At 72.7% G+C, this 17247-nt stretch carries 20 protein-coding genes; 9 read left to right on the top strand and 11 right to left on the bottom strand.

Going from position 1 to position 17247, the window contains the following annotated elements:
- Positions 1–88: 88 nt before the first annotated feature.
- Both AB0H32_RS09460 and AB0H32_RS09455 read right to left on the bottom strand, forming a co-directional pair.
- A complete protein-coding gene (locus AB0H32_RS09460) occupies positions 89–973 on the bottom strand; it encodes an SDR family NAD(P)-dependent oxidoreductase (RefSeq protein ID WP_361116793.1) in 885 nt (294 codons plus the stop codon).
- Between the two features lie 82 nt (positions 974–1055).
- Complete coding sequence (locus AB0H32_RS09455) at positions 1056–1853, bottom strand: acetoacetate decarboxylase family protein (RefSeq protein WP_361116790.1); 798 nt, start codon at positions 1851–1853, stop codon at positions 1056–1058.
- Between the two features lie 102 nt (positions 1854–1955).
- On the opposite strand from AB0H32_RS09455, the gene AB0H32_RS09450 reads away from it, so the two are divergent.
- From AB0H32_RS09450 to AB0H32_RS09425, 6 genes are all read left to right on the top strand, one after another.
- Positions 1956–2582 (top strand): helix-turn-helix domain-containing protein, encoded by a 627-nt coding sequence (locus tag AB0H32_RS09450; RefSeq protein WP_361116787.1) that lies wholly within the window; start codon positions 1956–1958, stop codon positions 2580–2582.
- Between the two features lie 310 nt (positions 2583–2892).
- A complete protein-coding gene (locus AB0H32_RS09445) occupies positions 2893–3879 on the top strand; it encodes a DEDDh family exonuclease (protein ID WP_361116784.1) in 987 nt (328 codons plus the stop codon).
- Positions 3880–3971: 92 nt separating this feature from the next.
- Positions 3972–4205: a hypothetical protein gene (locus AB0H32_RS09440; RefSeq protein WP_361116781.1), complete on the top strand. Its 234-nt coding sequence runs from the start codon at positions 3972–3974 to the stop codon at positions 4203–4205.
- A 49-nt stretch (positions 4206–4254) separates the two neighbouring features.
- Positions 4255–5061, top strand: coding sequence for an SURF1 family protein (locus AB0H32_RS09435; RefSeq protein ID WP_361116778.1), 807 nt, complete (start codon positions 4255–4257; stop codon positions 5059–5061).
- Positions 5062–5143: 82 nt separating this feature from the next.
- Positions 5144–6949 (top strand): glycoside hydrolase family 15 protein, encoded by a 1806-nt coding sequence (locus AB0H32_RS09430; protein WP_361116775.1) that lies wholly within the window; start codon positions 5144–5146, stop codon positions 6947–6949.
- A 5-nt stretch (positions 6950–6954) separates the two neighbouring features.
- Positions 6955–7710, top strand: coding sequence for an SDR family oxidoreductase (locus tag AB0H32_RS09425; protein WP_361116772.1), 756 nt, complete (start codon positions 6955–6957; stop codon positions 7708–7710).
- Positions 7711–7794: 84 nt separating this feature from the next.
- Here AB0H32_RS09425 and amaP read toward each other — a convergent pair whose 3' ends face one another.
- From amaP to AB0H32_RS09400, 5 genes are read right to left on the bottom strand one after another with little or no spacing between them, the layout of a single operon-like run.
- Positions 7795–8379 carry an alkaline shock response membrane anchor protein AmaP gene (amaP, locus tag AB0H32_RS09420; RefSeq protein WP_361116769.1) on the bottom strand — a complete coding sequence of 195 codons (585 nt, stop codon included), beginning with the start codon at positions 8377–8379 and terminating at the stop codon, positions 7795–7797.
- 5 nt (positions 8380–8384) lie between these two features.
- The gene (locus AB0H32_RS09415) at positions 8385–9017 is read right to left on the bottom strand and encodes a DUF6286 domain-containing protein (RefSeq protein WP_361116766.1); all 633 of its coding nucleotides are present in this window, start codon (positions 9015–9017) and stop codon (positions 8385–8387) included.
- Complete coding sequence (locus AB0H32_RS09410; protein WP_361116762.1) at positions 9014–9388, bottom strand: hypothetical protein; 375 nt, start codon at positions 9386–9388, stop codon at positions 9014–9016. The genes AB0H32_RS09415 and AB0H32_RS09410 overlap by 4 nt, the downstream gene beginning before the upstream one ends.
- Before the next feature lie 6 nt (positions 9389–9394).
- Entirely contained in the window at positions 9395–9589 is a 195-nt protein-coding gene (locus tag AB0H32_RS09405) for a hypothetical protein (protein ID WP_361116759.1), read from the bottom strand.
- A 46-nt stretch (positions 9590–9635) separates the two neighbouring features.
- A complete protein-coding gene (locus AB0H32_RS09400; protein WP_361116756.1) occupies positions 9636–10106 on the bottom strand; it encodes an Asp23/Gls24 family envelope stress response protein in 471 nt (156 codons plus the stop codon).
- Positions 10107–10193: 87 nt separating this feature from the next.
- On the opposite strand from AB0H32_RS09400, the gene AB0H32_RS09395 reads away from it, so the two are divergent.
- Positions 10194–10910: a nucleopolyhedrovirus P10 family protein gene (locus AB0H32_RS09395; RefSeq protein WP_361116753.1), complete on the top strand. Its 717-nt coding sequence runs from the start codon at positions 10194–10196 to the stop codon at positions 10908–10910.
- 135 nt (positions 10911–11045) lie between these two features.
- On the opposite strand, the gene AB0H32_RS09390 is transcribed toward AB0H32_RS09395, so the two are convergent.
- From AB0H32_RS09390 to AB0H32_RS09380, 3 genes are all read right to left on the bottom strand, one after another.
- Positions 11046–11849, bottom strand: coding sequence for an enoyl-CoA hydratase/isomerase family protein (locus AB0H32_RS09390; protein WP_361116750.1), 804 nt, complete (start codon positions 11847–11849; stop codon positions 11046–11048).
- Between the two features lie 129 nt (positions 11850–11978).
- A complete protein-coding gene (locus AB0H32_RS09385; RefSeq protein WP_004002281.1) occupies positions 11979–12200 on the bottom strand; it encodes a helix-turn-helix domain-containing protein in 222 nt (73 codons plus the stop codon).
- Between the two features lie 335 nt (positions 12201–12535).
- Positions 12536–14134 carry an ABC-F family ATP-binding cassette domain-containing protein gene (locus AB0H32_RS09380; protein WP_361116746.1) on the bottom strand — a complete coding sequence of 533 codons (1599 nt, stop codon included), beginning with the start codon at positions 14132–14134 and terminating at the stop codon, positions 12536–12538.
- Positions 14135–14497: 363 nt separating this feature from the next.
- On the opposite strand from AB0H32_RS09380, the gene AB0H32_RS09375 reads away from it, so the two are divergent.
- Complete coding sequence (locus AB0H32_RS09375) at positions 14498–15388, top strand: neutral zinc metallopeptidase (RefSeq protein ID WP_361116743.1); 891 nt, start codon at positions 14498–14500, stop codon at positions 15386–15388.
- Between the two features lie 67 nt (positions 15389–15455).
- The gene (locus tag AB0H32_RS09370) at positions 15456–15866 is read left to right on the top strand and encodes a VOC family protein (RefSeq protein WP_361116740.1); all 411 of its coding nucleotides are present in this window, start codon (positions 15456–15458) and stop codon (positions 15864–15866) included.
- 25 nt (positions 15867–15891) lie between these two features.
- On the opposite strand, the gene AB0H32_RS09365 is transcribed toward AB0H32_RS09370, so the two are convergent.
- Positions 15892–17211, bottom strand: coding sequence for a hypothetical protein (locus AB0H32_RS09365; RefSeq protein WP_361116737.1), 1320 nt, complete (start codon positions 17209–17211; stop codon positions 15892–15894).
- Positions 17212–17247 lie beyond the last annotated feature (36 nt).

The raw sequence follows: 17247 nt of genomic DNA, 5'->3' as shown, positions 1-17247 counted from the left end.
GCCGAGAGATTCAGCAGCGGTCGGTCAGTCGGTCAGTCGGTCAGTCGGTCAGTCGGTCAGTCGGTCAGTCGGTCAGTCGGTCAGTCGGTCAGTCGAGGATGAATTGCTCGAGGTAGGACGGGTTCGCGCGGTCCAGCATCGAGCGGGCCCGCGCGCGGATCTGGGCGTCGCTGTGCTCGCTCGCCGGCAACAGCCAGAAGCGGTCGGCGCGGATGCCGTCCACGACCAGTGCGGCGACCTCCTCCACGGGTGTGAAACGGACCTCCTTGCCGGACGCCCGCATCGCCGCCTCCCACTGGTCCAGGCCGCGGTACGGCGTCTTGCGGGGGCGCTGCTTGGCGTAGCGGGCGGGCCGGTTGCGGTGGGACTCCCACAGGCCGGTGCGCAGCATGTGCGGCCCGGGGAAGAGCACCGAGGCGCCCACGCGCGCGTGCTCCGCCTTCAGATGGGCGTACAGGGACTCGGTCATGGTGACGACGGCCGCCTTGGTGACCGCGTAGACGGACGCGGTCGGCAGCGGTGCGATGCCGCCGTCGCCGGAGGACGTGTTGACGACATGACCGGGTTGACCGGACTTGATCATGCGTGGCACGAACGCCTGGACGCCGTGGAAGACCCCCCACACGTTGACGGCGAAGGCCCACTGCCAGTCATTGGGTTCGTGCTCCCACATGCGCCCCTCGGCGCCGGAGCCGACCCCCGCGTTGTTGCACAGCACATGCACGGCGCCGTAGGTGGCGTAGGCCGACTCGGCCAGTTCCACGACCTGTTCGCGCACGCCGACGTCGACCACGCGCGCGTGCACGTCGGCGCCCTGGGCGCGCAGGTCCGCGGCGGCCTTGTCCAGCGCGGTCTCCTCGACGTCGGCCAGAACCACTTTGAGGCCCTCGGCGGCGAACCGCTGCGCCATCGCCAGCCCGACCCCGCTCGCCGCGCCGGTGACGACGGCGACCTGTCCCGCCCTCAGCTCCACGGCTGCTCACCTCCCCACGTCGCCGGGGCCGGCCCGGTCTGCGGGCGGTGGTCCGGGGGTCGTCCGCAGGGCAGGCACAGCATCAGGCGCTCCCTTCGGGCGGCCCGTCATGGGCCTGGAGCGGGTCGTCGTAGCGCTGGTGGACGTACGGCAGCAGGGCCTGTGCGTCGACCCGTTCGACCACCCGGCCGCTCTGGTCGCTGGTCTTCTCGCCGAGGGTGATCTCCAGCAGGCGCAGCACGGGGAGGTCGGCTACGGGGTCGTACAGGGACTCGCGGAGCACCACGTCCCCGGTGACCCGTTCCAGCCGCCGCACCTTCTCGTGCCGTACGCAGTGCACCAGCACGGGGTCGCCGTCGAAGCCGGAACCGTCCACGGCGGGAAGGAACTTGAAGTAGAAGTCGGTCTTGCGGGACGGCTCGGGCAGGGGCAGCGCGCCACTCACCGCCCCGCGTATCTCCACGAACGCGATGCCGTGCCGGGCCAGGGACGCCCGTACGACGAGGCCGTCGCGCTCGACGTCCACCTCACCGAGCTTCTTGGGCTCGCCGAAGACCTCGCGGCCGCCGGTGAGGGCGCGCTCGTGGGTCATCGGCATCACCAGCGGATACCAGCCGTCGACACCTGCATGGTCCGCGGCGACCGCGAAGGAGCCCGCGCCGAGCGGATATCCGGGCAGGTCGACCTTGCTGATGTTCACCCGCACCAGGGGCCGTGAGGTGGGTTTGAGCGGGGGTGGCAGCACCGCTGCCACGGCGTCCGGGTCGGTCTCCCAGACGGCCACCACACCGGTGGACCAGATCTCCGGGAGCCGTGCACTCGCGGTGCGTGTGGCGGCGATCTCCCGCTCGGTCCGTGCGCCGTACCGTACGCGTGCCATACGCCGTACCGCCCTTCTTCTGACGGACCGTCATCTGTAACACAGTTACAGCAGACGGGGTGCGGGGTAAATACGCGTGCACCGAACGGAGTTGGGGGGATCATGCCGAGAGGGGCGCTCAGCCGGGAGGACGTCCTCGAGGCCGCCGCCGAACTGGTGCGGCAGCACGGCCCTCACGCGCTGACCATGCGAGGGCTCGCGGCCGAGCTGGGCACGGCCGTGACCTCGATCTACTGGCACGTGGGAGGCCGTGAGGCCCTGCTGGACGCCCTGGTGGAGCGGACCGTGGCCGGCCTCGGCGAGATCCGCCCGTCGGGCCGCACTCCCGAGCAGCGGGTCGTCTCGGTCGCGTGCGCCCTGCGCCGGCAGCTGCGCGACCGTCCGCACCTGGTGGCCCTGGTCCACGAGCGCGGGCTGACCGAGCGGATGTTCCTGCCCGCCCAGCAGGCTCTGGTGCGCGAGGCGCACGCGGCAGGCCTGCGCGGCGCCCGGGCCGCCGCGTTCGTGCAGGCGGTGCAGTTCCAGGTCGTCGGCCATGTGCTGGTCGAGCGCAACCGCGAGCGCGCCCCGGTGCAGAGCCCGGGCGAGGAGGAGCTGTGGGGCTCCGAGCCCGCCGGCGACGACCCCGCCCTGGCCCGGGCGCTGGCCCGGCCCGTGGACACCGAGCGGCTGTTCGTCACCTCCGTGCGGGCGCTGGTGGGGGCGCTGCTCGCACCGCACGGAAAATGACCGGCGACCGCCCACCCCGGGACGACCGACGACCGCCCACCCCGAAGCAACCGACCCCGCCCTCCCTTGGAGCAGCCGGCGACCGCCCGCCCCGATAACAACTGGCGGCTGCGGTCCGGGGCCTGTGACGGCCGGGGATCCGGTGGCGGCGCCGGGGTGACGCAGGCCGGCGTCCCGAACAGTCCTGCGAGTCCGCCGTATTACGGGCACGCACGCGTGTGCGGCGGCCGAGCAGGGGGGCGGGCGCGGGAGGGTGGGACCGGCCCCTGCGGGACGGCGCTGTCGGTCGCGGCCCGTATCCTCAATGACCATGCTCGAAGACCGTGCGACCGCAGTGTCCTCCCCCACCCAGTGGCCGACCGCGTACCCGAAGGGATACGCGGTCGTTGACGTGGAGACCACCGGCCTGGCCCGCGACGACCGGATCATCTCCGCGGCCGTCTACCGGCTGGATGCGCGCGGCGAGGTCGAGGACCACTGGTACACGCTGGTCAACCCGGAGCGCGATCCGGGCCCCGTGTGGATACACGGTCTGACGAGCGAGGTGCTCGAAGGGGCGCCGCTGTTCGCGGACGTCGCCGAGGAGTTCGCCGCCCGCCTCGACGGCCGGGTGCTGGTCGCGCACAACGCGGTCTTCGACTGGCAGATGATCGCGCGGGAGTACGCGCGCGTGCAGCGCGAGGCGCCGGTGCGTCAGCGGCTGTGCACCATCGCCCTGTCGAAGGAGCTGGGGCTGCCGCTGCCCAACTTCAAGCTGGAGTCGCTGGCGGCGCACTTCGGGGTCGTCCAGCAGCGGGCGCACCACGCGCTGGACGACGCGCGCGTGCTCGCCGAGGCGTTCCGGCCGAGTCTGCGGGCCGCGGCTGCCGGTGATGTCCGGCTGCCGCTGCTGGAGTGCCGGCCGCTGACGGAGTGGTCGGACACGCCCCGCATCGGCCGGCAGGCGAGCGGTGGCTACGGCGGCTACCGGTCCGTCGGCTGGCGTCCGTCCCGCAAACGGCCGGCGTGCCCCTACCCCAACCCGGGCCGGTACGAAGACGGCAGACGACTCAAACAGGGCATGCGGGTGGCGTTCTCCGGAGACACCTCAACCGAGCGGGAGCTGCTGGAGGACCGGGCGGCGGAGGCCGGGCTGCACGTGGCGACGAGCCTGTCCCGGCTGACCAGCCTGCTGGTCACCAACGACCCCGACTCGGGCACCTCGAAGGTGGTCAAGGCGCAGCAGTTCGGCACACCGGTCGTCGACGAGGCCGCCTTCGGACAACTGCTGCGGGATGTCGAGCCCGCCGGCGAGTGAGCGGAAGCAGGACCCGTACGGATGGGTGATTCGCCGCGACTCGCCCGGCTCCCGTACGTCTCCGGCGGGGGCGACGGCTCACCCTGTGGCGCATGGCGAATTGTGAAGTTTGCGGAAATGACTATGGGATGACCTTCGAGGTCCACGCACAGGGTGCCGTACACGTGTTCGACTGCTTCACCTGTGCGATCCACCGCATGGCCCCGATCTGCGAGCACTGCAAGGTCTCGATCATCGGCCAGGGCGTCGAGGCCGACGGCAGCTTCTACTGCGGCGCCCACTGCGCCCGCGCCGAGGGGAAGGTGGGGATCGTCGACCGCGTGTGACCCCGCACCCGCCCGTTCGCACCCCACGACCGAGTTGTACCGTCGTGGGGTGCATCGCTACCGCTTCCTGCTGACCGCCCAGTGGGTGATCCTCACTCTCGTCTCGATCGCGCTGATCCCGACGATGATCCGGCTCGGCTTCTGGCAGCAGCACCGGTACGAGGAGCGCACCGCCCGCAACAACCTGGTCTCCCAGGCGCTGCACGCCAAGCCGGTCCCCGTGGAGCGGCTCACCTCCCCCGGTCACACCGTGACCCGCACCGAGAAGTACCGCACCGTCACCGCGACCGGCACCTTCGACACCTCCCGCGAGGTCGTGGTCCGGCGCCGGACCAACTCCGACGACGAGGTCGGCTTCCACGTCCTGACCCCGCTCGTCCTGACCGACGGCAGGGTGCTGCTGGTCAACCGCGGCTGGATCCCCGCGAACGGCGTGCAGACCGCCTTCCCCAAGATCCCCGCGCCGCCCGCCGGCCGGACCACGATCACCGGGCGGCTGAAGGCCGACGAGACCACTGCGGCGAGCGGCATCAAGAACGTCAAGGGCCTGCCGGACCGGCAGATCATGCTGATCAACAGCGCGGAGGAGGCGCGGCGGCTGGGCGCGAAGGTGCTCGGCGGCTACGTCGAGCAGACGGCCCCCGAGGCCAGGGGCGGCTCCCCGGAACAGATCTCCGACCCGGGCAGCGAGGACGCCCCGCTGAACTACGCGTACATGATCCAGTGGTGGCTGTTCGCCGCGGGCGTCCCGGTGGGCTGGTGGTTCCTGGTCCGGCGCGAGATCCGCGACCGCGAGGAGGCCGAGGCCGCGCAGAAGCCGGAGGACAGCCAGGAGACGGCGCCGGCCGCCGTGTGATCCCGGGCCCGTACGGGCCGGCGTCACTCCCCCGGCCCACCACCTCTGATTGGCCCTGAGGCCCGCCGGGAACCCGCATCCCGTGAACGCGCGCATCGAGGACTACGCCCTCATCGGCGACGAGCAGACCACGGCACTGGTCGGCAACGACGGCTCGATCGACTGGCTGTGCCTGCCCCGCTTCGACTCCGGTGCCTGTTTCGCCCGGCTCCTCGGCGACGAGGACCACGGCTACTGGAGGATCGCGCCGAAGGGGGCCGGCACCTGCACGCGCCGTGCCTACCGGCCCGACACCCTCGTCCTCGACACCGAGTGGGAGACCGCCGAGGGCACGGTGCGCGTCACCGACCTGATGCCGCAGCGCGACCGCGCCCCCGACGTCGTACGCATCGTGGAGGGCGTCAGCGGGCACGTCACCGTCCGTAGCACCCTCCGCCTGCGCTTCGACTACGGATCCGTCGTCCCGTGGATGCGCCGCTCCGACGGCCATCGGGTGGCCGTCGCCGGACCCGACTCGGTGTGGCTGCGCACCGAGCCCCATGTGCAGATGTGGGGCGAGGACTTCGGCACCCACGCGGAGTTCCCCGTCGCCGAGGGCGACCGGTTCGCCTTCGTGCTCACCTGGCACCCCTCGCACGAGCCGCGCCCCCCGTTCGTCGACCCGTACCAGGCGCTGAGCACCAGCGTCCGGGACTGGCGGCGCTGGACCTCCCGCTGCCGCTACGACGGGCCCTACCGGGACGCCGTCGTGCGGTCCCTGATCACGCTCAAGGCCCTCACCTACGCCCCGACCGGCGGAATCGTCGCCGCGGCCACCACCTCGCTGCCCGAGGAGCTGGGCGGTGTGCGCAACTGGGACTACCGCTACTGCTGGCTGCGCGACTCCACCCTCACCCTCGGCGCCCTCCTCTCCGCCGGGTACCACAGGGAGGCCGAGGCCTGGCGCGACTGGCTGCTGCGCGCGGTCGCGGGCGACCCGGCGGACCTGCAGATCATGTACGGGCTCGCGGGCGAGCGACGGCTGCCGGAGTGGGAGGTGCCCTGGCTGCCGGGCTTCGCCGAGTCCGCGCCCGTACGGGTCGGCAACGGCGCCGTCGACCAGCTCCAGCTGGACGTGTACGGCGAGGTCATGGACTCGCTGTCGCTGGCCCGCAGCGCCGGCCTGCCCACCAAGCCGCACATGTGGGCGCTGCAGTGCGCGCTGATGACGTTCCTGCAGTCGGCGTGGCGGCAGCCCGACGAGGGCCTGTGGGAGGTGCGCGGCGGCCGGCGCCAGTTCGTGCACTCCAAGGTGATGGCGTGGGTGGCCGCCGACCGCGCCGTAAGGACCCTGGAGCAGCGCCAGGAGCTGAAGGGCGACCTCGAGGGCTGGCGGGCGATGCGTGACGAGGTGCACCGGGAGGTGTGCGAGAAGGGCTACGATCCCCGGCGCAGGACCTTCACCCAGTACTACGGCTCGCGCGAGCTGGACGCCGCCCTGCTGCTGATCCCCCGCGTCGGCTTCCTGCCGCCCGACGATCCGCGCGTGATCGGCACGGTCGACGCGATCCGTGCGGACCTGGGCCACGGCGGCTTCGTGCGCCGCTACGACACCGACGCCGTCGGCGTCGACGGGATGCCGGGCGGCGAGGGCGCCTTCCTCGCCTGTTCGTTCTGGCTCGCGGACGCCCTGCACCTGACGGGCCGCACGGACGAGGCCCGGGAGCTGTTCGGGCGGCTGGTGAGCCTCACCAACGACGTGGGACTGCTGGCCGAGGAGTACGACCCCGGGCTGGGCCGCCAGGTGGGCAACTACCCTCAGGCGTTCAGCCACATCGCGCTGGTGAACACCGCCCTCACACTGTTCGGGGGCGGCGGGACCACAGGAACCGGGCTCGGGGCAGGATAGGGCTCATGGATCTTGGACTGAAGGACCGGGTGTACATCGTCACCGGCGCCACGCGGGGGCTGGGCAACGCAGCCGCGCGGGAACTGGTGGCCGACGGGGCGAAGGTGGTCATCACCGGCCGGGACGAGAAGCGCGTGGCCGACGCCGCCGCCGAACTGGGCCCGAACGCGTTCGGCGTGGCCCTCGACAACGCCGACGCGGGCGCGCCGGAGCGGCTCGTCGCGGCCGCCCGGGAGCACTTCGGCGGCTTCCACGGCATCCTCGTGAGCGTCGGCGGCCCGCCGCCCGGGTTCGTCGCCGACAACACGGACGAGCAGTGGCGTGGCGCGTTCGAGTCGGTGTTCCTCGGCGCGGTGCGCTTCGCCCGCGCGGCTGCGGCCGAGCTGGAGCCGGGCGGGGTCATCGGCTTCGTGCTGTCCGGCTCGGTGCACGAGCCGATTCCGGCGCTGACCATCTCCAACGGGCTGCGGCCGGGGCTCGCCGGCTTCGCCAAGTCGATCGCCGACGAGCTGGGGCCGCGCGGCATTCGCGTCGTGGGGCTGCTGCCGGCGCGCATCGACACCGACCGCGTGCGGGAGCTGGACGCGTTGTCCGCGGATCCCGAGGCCACTCGGGCGGCCAACGAGTCGCGGATTCCCCTGCGCAGGTACGGGGCGCCCGAGGAGTTCGGGCGGGTTGCGGCCTTCCTGATGTCCCCGGCGGCGTCCTACCTGACGGGAATCATGGTGCCTGTGGACGGGGGGATGAGGCACGGGTTCTGAGGGCCCGGCGTTCGGGGGCGGCCTTGCGGGGCCCGGCCGTGCGGTTCCCCGCGCCCGTTGAGCCGGCGTCCTCGCCGTCGGCCGTCAACTCACCCTCTCCGCACGGTGTTTGACCGCCCTCAGTCGCACCTCCGCCGGAAGGGATGCCAGGCCCGCCGATTCCCGTGCGTGGGCCAGTGCCCCGGCAGTGAAGTCGCTCAGTGAGGGGCCGGGGTCGACATGGGGCTCCAGCTGGAGCCGGACCCGGGCCTCGGGTGACGTGCGGCGGCGGCCCGCCAGGAGGATCTCGGTGTGCGCCACGCCCTCCTGCCGGGCGGCGTCCGCGGCCAGGGCGGACTCCAGGGTCCTGCCCCGCAGCAGGGCGCCCTCGCCGTCGCCGGTGTCGACCAGGACCTCGCTCAGGCGGCGCCGGCGCAGGACGGCGGTGAGCCACCACAGCGCGAGCAGGACGAGGACGGCCAGGGCCGCGATGACCACCGGCCACCACCAGCCGGTGTCCCGCCAGCGGGTGCGCTCGGCGCGACTGAGCAGAACGTCGTGCGGGCCGGAGTGGATCCACCGGTGCGGCGGCGGTGCGCCCAGGCCCACGGCCAGCACCGAGCCGCCCAGGACGAGCAGCAGCAGGCCCACGAGTGCGAGCAGGACACGGTTGACGGCACCCCTGCGCATCCGCCTCACCCCTTCCGTCCGGGCCGCCGGACGTGCACCGACAGCGCGGGCGGGCGGGCCAGCCCCAGCCCCCGGACCGCGTCGTCGAGCACCGCGGCCAGGTCCGCGTGCACGTCGTCCAGGTCACGGAAGTGCGCCAGGGCACGGACGTCGGCCTTCTTCCGGCGCATCCGCACCCGTACCGCCCGTACGCCGGAGACGTCCATCGCCCGGTCGCGCAGCACCAGCGCGGCCGCCTCGCGCCGGAGTCCGGCACGGACGTCGGGGCGCGGGCGCCGCATGGGCAGCACCTCCCGCAGGCCGGGCGTGACGGCGAGCACGATCAGCCACAGGCCGACGGCCGCGGCGATGCCCGCTCCGACCAGCACCCAGGTGTCGTCCAGGGGCCGCTCGGCGAGCTGCCGGGCCAGGGCGCGGCGCCAGTGCATCGCGGGACGGTGGGCGCGGACCGCGACGATGTCGTAGAGAAGGATGCCCGCGGCGGCCAGCAGGAGCAGGGCGACGATGCCCGCCGGGACGCGGCGCGCGGACCAGAAGCGGCCGCTGCCCTCGGGGAGCAGGGGCGGTGGGGCGTCGGGGGACTTCTCGAGGACCGGCAGGCGCCGGGTGGTGCTCTCGGGTGGCCGGGGCTCACTCATGGCATCCTCCCGTGGGGCGGCCCGGGTGCCGGTGTCAGGTGCAGCCGCTCGACCTGGACGGCGACCTCCGGCACCTCCATGCCCACCAACGCGCCTACCCGCTCCACGACATGGCGACGCACGGCGGCGCAGCGGCCGCCGACGTCACAGGGGTAGCCGAGTTCGAGGTGGAGGCGGACGCGGGCCGTCTCCTGGTGGACGACGACCGTGGCGTGCGGGGCCGCGGTGCCCACGGGCAGCGGCGCGAGAGCCTCGCGTGCGGCCTGGGCGGCGATCTTCGCGACCACCCGGTCGGCGATCCGGGTCGCGCCCCGGTCGCCCGGTGGCACCAGGTCCAGGGGCAGGCGTGCCGTGCCGGTCTCCGCGCTCACCGCGGGTCACCGCCGCCGGTCGCGCCGGTCGTCGCGGGTGCGGAAGAAGTCACCGAGTTCCAGGTCGCCGTCCGCGAAGCGGCCGACGACGAACCCGACGGCTCCCAGCGCCGCCACCAGCAGGAAGGCTCCGAACCCGCCGAAGTACCCGGCGAAACCCAGCGCCATTCCGGCGATCATGCCGACCACGGCCATGCTCATGCAGCGCTCCTCAGCTCGTCGGGCAGGCGTTGTGCGCCACGGCGCCTCACTGGATCCGGGGCTCCGGCTCCTCGTCCTCTTCGTCGGGCAGCTTGACGTCGCTCACCGCGATGTTGACCTCGACGACCTCCAGCCCCGTCATGCGTTCCACGGAGGCGATCACGTTCTCCCGTACCGCGCGGGCGACGTCGGCGATGGACACGCCGTAGTCCACGACGATCTCCAGGTCGAGCGCCGTCTGGACCTCGCCGACCTCGGCCTTCACCCCCCGGGTCACGGATTTCGAGCCGCCCGGCACCCGGTCGCGCACGGCTCCGAAGGTGCGCGAGAGCCCGCTGCCCATGGCGTGCACGCCGAGGACGTCCCGGGCTGCGAGCCCGGCGATCTTCTCCACGACCCCGTCGGCGATGGTCGTCCGGCCCCGGGCCGCCGGGTCCCCGCCGCCGCGCCGGGTGGTCCTGCGGGTCGGCGCCTGGGGTTCGTTGTCACCGTCTGGGGTCGTCGTTGTCTCGGTCATCACCGTACGTCCCTTTCGGTCGTCTTCCTTCGACCACCGTAAGCAAGGTTGCTCGGTTGCGCGCCGGGTGTGCGGCAGGCTGGAGGAATGACGGACCGGTGGGCACAGGCAGTACGGCATCAGCTGGGGATGGGCAGGCTGCTGCCGCTCGGCAGCCCCCGCGACGGGGCGTGGATCACGGAGCAGGCGGCCGGAGCGGTGCTGGGCCGCGCGGCGGCGGACGTGCCGGATGCGCGGCTGGGCACGCTGCGGATCACGCTCGCCGATCCGCAGGACGTCCACGAGCCGGTCGTACCGGCGCCGCCGAGCGCGCTGCCGCCGGGCCCGCTGCGGGTGACGGCGGACTTCGCCGCCACGGCGGCCGAGCCGCTGCCGACGACGGCGGCCCGGCTGCGGCAGACGCTGGCGACGGCCGCGGCGGAACAACTGGGCCTGGCGGTCGCGGAGGTCGATCTGCGGGTGACGGACCTGCTGGAGCCGGACGGGCCGACCGCGCAGGCGCCCGCGGCGCAGCCGCCGGCGGCCCGGGCGGCCACGGATCCGGAGGAGTCCCGCGTGGCCGCCGCCGCGCTCTCCGTCCCCGGGGTGACCCGCCTGACCGGCTCACTGGGCGGTCTGGCCCGTGCGGTCCACATCGAGGAACGTCCGGACGCAACGGCACTGCCTCACCGCCACGTCCGGGTGGAGGTGGCGGTGGACACGGACCACCGGGCGGTGGAGGTGGCCCGCCGGGTGAGAACGGCTGCACGGGACGCGCTGGACGACCACCCGACGGTGGCGGTGCTGATCACGGCGGTGGGCTAGCCCACTGCGGTGATCAGCCGTCTCCGCTCCGCCGTGGGCAGTCGTTCCGCGGGGCGATGGGCGTCCCCGGCTCCGGCGAAGCCGGGAGGAGGGTGGGCACAACGACCGGCAGCGGGCGCCCGTCCACCTCATGGCTCATTCGCCGACGCCGGCCAGGTCCCGCAACCGCCGGGCCTGAGCAGCCCGCTCCGCCGCACGCTGCTCGTCGTAGGTACGGTCGGCGGCCCCCCGCAGCAACGCCTTCGTCTCCACCACCGCATCCCGCGGCGCAGCCAGCAGCGCCGCGGCCAAGTCCCGCACGGCACCGTCGAGTTCCCCGGCGGGCACCGCGAGGTTGGCCAGCCCGGACGCGACCGACTCCTCGGCCTGCACAAAGCGCCCGGTGACACAGATTTCGAGCGCGCGTGCATACCCGACCAGTCCGACCAGCGGATGCGTGCCGGTCAGGTCGGGGACGATGCCGAGGCTGGTCTCGCGCATGGCGAACTGCACGTCGTCGGCGACGACCCGCAGGTCGCAGGCGAGCGCGAGCTGGAACCCGGCTCCGATGGCATGCCCCTGCACGGCGGCGACGGACACAATGTCGTTGCGCCGCCACCAGGTGAACGCCTCCTGGAATTCGGCGATGGACGCGTCGAGCCCGGCGTCGTCACGGCGCGCCAGATCGGTGAAGGTCGGCTCGCCCGGGATCCCCTCCGGGGTGAACATCTGCCGGTCCAGCCCGGCGGAGAAGGACTTGCCCTCGCCGCGCAGCACCACGACACGGACGGAGCCCGGCAGCAGCCGGCCGGCCTCGGTGAGCGCCCGCCACAGGGCGGGGCTCTGCACATTGCGCTTGGCCGGGTTGGTCAGCGTCACCGTGGCGAGCGCGTCGTCGACGGTGAGCCGTACGCCGTCCTTGTCGAGTACAGGAGCGAGGTCCTGGTCGGGCGAAGCCATGGGGCGCCTCCGATGAGTGCGGTCATCATGCATTGCCGTACCGGCATGCTAAGTGACTGCACAGTAACCACCCGGTCGATCAGTCGGCCGACCGGGTGGTCACCATCGAAGGCGATGGGCCGCCCGGAGTCAGGACGATGCGGCCTTCTTGCCCCGGGTCGCTCCGCCACGCCCACGGAGCGTGACGCCCGACTCGCTGAGCATCCGGTGCACGAAGCCATACGAGCGGCCGGTCTCCTCGGCCAGCGCCCGGATGCTCGCACCGGAGTCGTACTTCTTCTTCAGGTCTGCCGCGAGCTTGTCGCGCGCGGCGCCGGTCACCCGGCTGCCCTTCTTCAGAGTCTCGGCCACCCGTGCCTCCTCATGGGAAGTGCGCTCTGGTCTCCTCATGATCACCCCTCCGGGGCGTGATGGCCACCCATTCGGCAAGGTCCGTGAGACATCGTTGTGACGACAGGAGCACATCCCCACATTCGGAATGGTCGATTCCACGGCGGCGTGCGCGCCGCGGCGGACAGTCGGATTCGCGAAGTGCCAGGTCAGAGACGCGAAGCGGCCGACCCTCAGGAGACCTGGGGATCGGCCGCGAAATCGATGTACGACACACCTCGATACGAGGAGATCTCACACAGATGATGGATCACGGATCGGCCGAATGATCCATACGCAGTGGATCAGGCTTTCGATCAAGCGAGGGCGACGAGATCCGCGTAGTCGGCGCCCCACAGGTCCTCGACGCCGTCCGGCAGCAGGATGATCCGCTCGGGCTGGAGCGCCTCCACGGCACCCTCGTCATGGGTGACGAGGACCACCGCGCCCTTGTAGGTGCGCAGCGCGCCGAGGATCTCCTCGCGGCTGGCGGGGTCGAGGTTGTTGGTGGGCTCGTCCAGGAGCAGCACGTTCGCCGAGGACACGACCAGGGTGGCGAGGGCGAGCCGGGTCTTCTCACCGCCGGAGAGGACGCCGGCGGGCTTGTCGACGTCGTCGCCGGAGAACAGGAACGAGCCCAGCACCTTGCGGACCTCGACCAGGTCCATGTCCGGGGCGGCCGAGCGCATGTTCTCCAGGACCGTGCGGTCGGCGTCCAGGGTCTCGTGCTCCTGGGCGTAGTAGCCGAGCTTGAGGCCGTGGCCGGGGACGACCTCGCCGGTGTCGGGCTGCTCCACCCCGCCGAGCAGACGCAGCAGGGTGGTCTTGCCGGCGCCGTTGAGGCCGAGGATGACGACCCTCGACCCCTTGTCGATGGCCAGGTCGACGTCGGTGAAGATCTCCAGCGAGCCGTACGACTTCGACAGGCTCTCGGCCATCAGCGGGGTCTTGCCGCAGGGCGAGGGCTCCGGGAACCGGAGCTTGGCGACCTTGTCGGACATCCGGACCGCTTCGAGGCCGGAGAGCAGCTTCTCGGCGCGGCGGGCCATGTTCTGCGCGGCGACCGTCTTGGTGGCCTTGGCGCGCATCTTGTCGGCCTGCGCGTTCAGCGCGGCGGCCTTCTTCTCGGCGTTGGCGCGCTCCCGCTTGCGGCGCTTCTCGTCGGCCTCGCGCTGCTGCTGGTAGAGCTTCCAGCCCATGTTGTAGATGTCGATCTGGGCGCGGTTGGCGTCCAGGTAGAACACCTTGTTGACGACCGTCTCGACCAGGTCGACGTCGTGGGAGATCACGATGAAGCCGCCGCGGTAGGTCTTCAGGTAGTCGCGCAGCCAGACGATCGAGTCCGCGTCGAGGTGGTTGGTCGGCTCGTCGAGCAGCAGGGTGTCGGCGTCCGAGAACAGGATGCGGGCCAGCTCGATACGGCGGCGCTGACCGCCGGAGAGCGTGTGCAGGGGCTGGCCGAGCACCCGGTCGGGCAGGTTGAGCGCGGCCGCGATGGTGGCGGCCTCGGCCTCGGCGGCGTACCCGCCCTTGGTGAGGAACTCGGTCTCCTGGCGCTCGTACTGCTTGAGGGCCTTCTCACGGGTGGCGCCCGTGCCGTTGGCGATGCGCTGTTCGTTGTCACGCATCTTGCGGATCAGGACGTCCAGGCCGCGCGCGGACAGGATGCGGTCGCGGGCGAGGACGTCCAGGTCGCCGGTGCGGGGGTCCTGCGGGAGGTAGCCGACCTCGCCGGAGCGGGCGATCTGGCCCCCGGCCGGGATGCCCTCGCCGGCCAGGCATTTGGTGAGGGTGGTCTTGCCGGCGCCGTTGCGGCCGACCAGGCCGATGCGGTCGCCCTTGGCGACACGGAAGGTGGCGTTCTCGATGAGGACGCGCGCACCGGCGCGCAGCTCGATACCGGAGGCGGAGATCACGGACAGACTCCAGGGCGGTGGGGGTCCCCCGCTCGGGCCGAGCCGGGAGTGGGGGTGGATTGACGGGACGGGCGGCTGAGGACTTTCCCGCCGTCTAATGCGCGAGGAGAATGGCCATGCAGATAAGTCTAACGGGGCTTCGCAAGCGGTTTTTCTGCGTCCACGGTCCGGACCCCTTGCGCCGGGCGACGAGCGCGACGGCGGCGTGACGTACGGCACGTCCGGGTCGGACGGCACGGCTCCGCGGTTCCGCGCATCTACTCCGTTCGGGTGATCGCCCGTCGGCCGGGGCGGGTGGCCGGGTATGGATGGCGCCAGGGTTCGGCCGGTCGGCGCGATCGCGCGGACGATGGGCGGTGGCGCGTGCAGTTCGACGACGACGCGAACCTGGACACCTCCGAGGTCCAGGACGTGCGAGGGAGCCGGATCCCGGGCGGGAGGGCGACCGTCGGGGGCGGCATCGCCGGACTGATCGCGCTGCTGCTGGCGCTCTTCTTCGGGATCGGCCCGGACCAGCTGGGGCTGTCGTCGGGCGACACCTCGCCCGCGCCCGCCTCCTCCTCGCTGGCGCAGGTCCAGCGGACCTGCCGGACCGGACGGGACGCGAACACACGGGACGACTGCCGGATCGTGGCCGTGGTCAACAGCGTGCAGGACTACTGGGCGCAGGAGTTCCGCCGCCGCGGGCGGACCTACACCACCGCGCCGACGGTCCTCTTCGGCGGCCGGGTCGCCACGGCGTGCGGGACGGCCACCTCGGCGGTGGGGCCCTTCTACTGTCCCGGGGACCGGAAGGTGTACCTGGACCTCGGCTTCTTCGACGAGCTGCGGGCGAAATTCGGGGCGGGCGGCGGGAGCTTCGCGCAGGCCTATGTCGTGGCGCACGAGTACGGGCACCATGTGCAGGACCTGCTGGGCGTGCTGGGCCGCTCCCAGGAGGGGCCGGCCGGCGCGAACAGCAACTCCGTGCGGACCGAGCTGCAGGCGGACTGCTACGCCGGGGTCTGGGCGCGGCACGCGACGACGACGCCGGACGAGTCGACGGGGCGGCCGCTGATCACCAGCCTGGACACGGCCGACATCCGCGACGGTCTGGACGCGGCGGCGGCCGTGGGCGACGACCGGATCCAGGAGCGGTTCCAGGGGCGGGTCACCCCGGAGACATGGACGCACGGCTCGGCGCTGCAGCGGCAGCAGTGGTTCCAGCAGGGGTACCGGACCGGGGACCCGGCCCGCTGCAACACATTCCGCTGAGGCGTTGTCAGTGGTGCCTGCAAGACTCGGAGCCACGGCAGGACCGACGCACGAAGGAGTGATCGGCATGGCAGGCACGGGCGGACGGCCGAGCATCTACCCGTCGCTGTTGTACGCGGACGCGAAGGCGGCGATCAAGCAGCTCACGGAGGCGCTCGGCTTCACCGAGCTGTCGGTGTACGAAGGGGCGGACGGCACGGTGATGCACGCCGAGCTGGTCCAGGGCAACGGCGCGGTGATGATCGGTTCCAAGGGCCGCGGCGGCCGGTTCGACGCGGCGATGAAGGACGCGGGGCCCGCGGGGGTGTACGTCGTCGTGGACGACATCGACGCCCACCACCAGCGGGCCGTCGAGCACGGTGTGGAGATCCTGATGCCCCCGACGGACCAGGACTACGGCTCGCGGGACTACATGGCCCGGGACACCGAGGGCAACATCTGGAGCTTCGGGACGTACGCCCCCGAGATCGGCGCCTGAGCGGTCCGCTCCCGCCGGCCGCGGGCTATCCCCCGGTGTGCACCTGGAAGGCGGCCCGGCGCACGGCCTTGGCCAGGGCGGGGTCGGGGTGGGCTGCGGCGAGCGCGACCAGGACCTGCACGGTGCGCGGGTGCCCGACGGCACGGACCTCGTCCAGCAGCGCCGGGACGGTGGGCTGCACGGCGGCCTCCAGATGCCGTACCAGCATCTCTGTCTCGCCGTGGTCGGAGACGGCGGCGGCGGTGTCGACCCACAGCCAGGTGGCCTCCTCGCGGGTGAGGACCTCGTGGGCGTCCTCCGGGTCGACGCCGTCGTGCTCGGCGAGCCACAGCAGGGCGTACGGGCGCAGGGCCGGCTCGTCCACCACCGCGTGCACATCGGGCTCGGCGGGGGCACCGACGACGCGCAGCACCTCGAAGGCGAGACCGCGCAGCAGGGCGTCCTCACCGCGGGCGGCGCCGAGCAGCTCGGTGACGGCACTGCCGACAGGGCGGGCGGCGAGCCAGGCGCGGTACTCGGCGCGGGCCGCGTTGGGGCGCAGCTGGGCGCAGCCGCGGAGCATGTCCTCGGCGGACTGCTCGATGTTGCCGGCGGGGCTCTGCGCGGCCACGCAGATCTGCTCCAGCTTGACCCAGACCGCCCAGCTGCCCAGCGGGGTGAGCGTGCCGTGGCCGTCGCCGTAGGTCAGGGCGCCGACGGAGGCGAGGGCCTTGAGGGCCCAGTCGAGGAGGGGAAGGAGAGGGGCGAGGGGGGCGTCCCCGGCAGGGGTGCCCTGCACCGGGCCCAGAATCCCGGCAGGTGTGCCGCGCGCCGGGCCCGGAGTCCCGGCAGGCGCCGCAGACCCGGCGGGGCCGGGCTCGTAGGAGACCTCGCAGCGCTCGGTGCGCAGTTCGATGACCCGCTGCTGGAGCAGGTCGAGCAGCTGCTCCACCGGGACGGGACCGGCGGACAGCTGGAGGAAGGAGAGGACCTGGGGCATCGCCGAGACGACCTCGGCGACGGCGGCCGGCTCCTGGTCGGCCGGTTCCCGGTAGGCGAGCGACCAGGCGTCGAAGAGGGCGACCCAACCGCGCAGTACGGCGCTGTCGTCGCGGTCCCAGGCACGCAGTCGCCAGCCGGGGCGCGCACTGTCCCCGTGCACCTCGATCAGTCCCGCGAGGCGCGCGGTGTCCCAGTCGGCGCGGACCTGCGCGGCACTCAGGCCGAGGTCGGCGGCGGCGCGCTCCGTGGTCACGTCGGAGAGGGTGGCCTTGCCGTCGGTGGTGGCGCCGTTGCGGCCGGGGCCGAGGGCTGCGTCGGCCCAGCGGGCGACGCGGACCGCGCCGGCCAGGCCGGTGCGCGCCATTCTGGCCAGTTCACCCGGGGCCGGGGTGCCCTCCGG

Origin of the sequence: Streptomyces sp. NPDC020362 (assembly GCF_040642095.1) — a bacterium.
Taxonomy (GTDB): Bacteria; Actinomycetota; Actinomycetes; order Streptomycetales; family Streptomycetaceae; genus Streptomyces.
The sequence above is the reverse complement of the archived record's forward strand: the minus strand, read 5'-3'. Positions and strand labels throughout refer to the sequence as shown.